Here is a 2670-nt window from a genome sequence, read left to right on the forward strand (position 1 = left end):
CACCGCCGCGCCATGATCGGCACAGGTCTTGGACTTTCCATCGTAAAGGGCGTACTTGAGTTGCACAATGCCACCTACGGTGTTGAGAGTGAGGTAGGCAAGGGCTCTACCTTCTGGTTTGAGCTTGACAAGTCAGATGTGGGCGAAAAATTTGTTGTGGTCAATATCGACTATGACACTGAAAAAGCAGTGGCAAATATTCGACAAGGTTATCGAAACTTTGACAGAATTGCAAAAAGAACAGATTTCTCGAAATGGAAATATTGTCTGGTTCTCCTTGAATGGCTTAATGAAACGGATGTATGGCGAAAAAGCTGTAGGTCGCCTAGAAATGCAAAAACAATTAGAATATGCATTGTTGTTCCTGCATTTAATAGGCTCTATCACATTGGAACATGGTCTTGTCGTTTTTTACACCGGACTAGTTTTGGAATTAGAATCTGGAGCAAAACAGCGAAACTTTACGCCAGCAGATTTCAAATCACTTGAAAATCATTACAAGCATAAGGCTGAAGCAATTCATATTGTGGGGGAATATGCCAAAATGATGCTTGTCGACGAACGGATGGCGCAACAGCTGTTAGAAGACTATTTTGTGATGGATATTAGCGATTTCCGCCTAAAATACATGCAAGGCGTTGAACAGTCGGAATCTGTATCTGATGAACTAAAGCGAAAAATAGAAAGCGTCAATGATGAACAACGTAAGGTTATAAGGAGCCGCAAAAAACATATCCTTGTGGGGGCAGGACCTGGTTCTGGGAAAACGCATTTGCTCGTACACAAGGTTGCTTCTCTTTTATGGATTGAAGAGGCCAAACCAGATTCTATTCTTTGTTTGACATACACCCGTGCCGCTTGTCGAGAATTGCGAAAACGGTTGTATGATTTGGCAGGGCCTCTTGCAGCTAAAGTAAATATCACAACATTCCATTCGCTTGCCTTCTCTATCCTTGGAGTGCAGGGCAATAAAAAGGCTCTTGAAAATGCTGATGATGTTGTGTCCAAAGCTGCGGAATTGCTGGAATCCGGTGAAGATTCTGGTGTCGGTGCACCTAGCGTTATTCTTGTTGATGAATTCCAAGATTTATCCGCAGGGGAATATCGTTTGTTACGAGCTCTGTATGACCTTGGAGAAAAAGATCCTCGCGTTATTGTTGTTGGTGATGATGATCAAAGTATTTTTGCGTTCCGCGGAAGTTCTTCGGAATACTTCCAAAAATTTGCTGATGAATTGTCAAATACTGAAAAATTCTATTTAACGACGAATTATCGTTCTGTGGCTGGATTAGTTCGTGCAAATGCAAAGCTTTTGGATTTGATGTCAGAGCGCGTGAAAGATGGGTCGCGACAGCAGGCTTTAAATCAAGGACGCGCAGAATTATTCTTTTATGAAGAAGCCGATAAAGCTACGGCAGCATTTGCCGCAGCTGAAATACTTGCTCAAAAATTTTCTGAGGCCCCATCGGAATCTTATTGCGTTCTGACTAGAGATAACGCAGAAGCATTCTTGGCTGCCGCAAAATTGGAAGAGAAACAAATCTCATATCGATTGCTTAAAGGACGAGATAAGGACAAATGCCCCATTGAAAAAACTCGTGAGGTTTTGGGATTCTGCGAAATTCTTCAAGAAGACCCCCGTCTGGGAAAATTCCCGTGGAGTGCAAAGGAGTTTAAACACTTAGCTGAAGATTATAAAGAAAATCATAAAGCAGAAAGTTCTTTCGAATTACTGGATGCTTTAGTGGATGACTTTGTTGAAACGGAAACCGCCTGTGGGGATGATGAGATAACTTTAGGGGATTTTAATCAGTATCTTGGAGAAGTTTCTTACAGCGATTTTGCAACGAAAAATATGGGCGCAGTATCCATTGGGACTATGCATAGCGCTAAGGGGCTTGAATGGGATAATGTCATTCTTGCTTTGGGATCGTGGATCTTGAAAGATGCAGATGAAAAGAAAGCTCAAGAAAACTATCGGTTGCTTTATGTGGCGGCAACCCGTGCTAGAAAATCTTTGACCGTAATTGGCTCGGAAAAGATGTTGCCGTCAGATTGGTTGAGCCATTTTAAAAGACAAGGCCGAGTAAAAAATGTGACAATACCGAAAGTCTTGCATATTGAAACAGGATTGGGCGATATGGCCTTAGGACAATACTTAAAAAAGAATGATGCCAGCGATCGGTATGTAGAAAGATTGCAGCAATCATTAGAGAAAGAGCCTTTGGGCATTTCTCTTACGATTGAAAAACATGCAAAAACTGAAAATTACTGCATAAAGCAGAACTCATTGTATTGGGCTTGGTTTGCGAAGGATTTTACAGGAGGCTTGGTAAAAAGCCTTTCGAAAAATGTGTTAATCCCACAAAGAGCAACGCTTTCTCAAGTTGTTCGCTGGACTTCTGAAGATGGTCAAGAAACTTGGGTGCCGTTATTCAGAGTGGAATTTGGAAAAACCTAATTCCCCCAAAAGGGGAAGGAGCTAGTGTTACCGAATTCGGTACAATTAGTTTTTGCGTTAGGGATAGTGACCCCTTGGGGCGGAGACTTGCAATGGAGATCCCCGCTTTCGCGGGGATGACAAGTGTAAGGCTCCGTGAGCGAAGCGAGTATAGCCCGACCCGGTATGGCCCCTATCGCCGCCCATTTTTTCGACATTATGCCCCGGCG

The 2670-nt window shown here is 42.8% G+C and carries 1 protein-coding gene and 1 pseudogene; both read left to right on the forward strand.

Annotation, left to right across the window (positions count from 1 at the left end; genetic code table 11):
- Positions 1-126: pseudogene (locus Q0628_RS15740) on the forward strand (ATP-binding protein); the annotation flags it as partial.
- 46 nt (positions 127-172) lie between these two features.
- Entirely contained in the window at positions 173-2461 is a 2289-nt protein-coding gene (locus tag Q0628_RS09605) for an ATP-dependent helicase (protein WP_298770485.1), read from the forward strand.
- The last annotated feature ends 209 nt before the right edge of the window (positions 2462-2670 follow it).

This window comes from uncultured Fibrobacter sp. (assembly GCF_937877005.1).
Taxonomy (GTDB): domain Bacteria; phylum Fibrobacterota; class Fibrobacteria; order Fibrobacterales; family Fibrobacteraceae; genus Fibrobacter.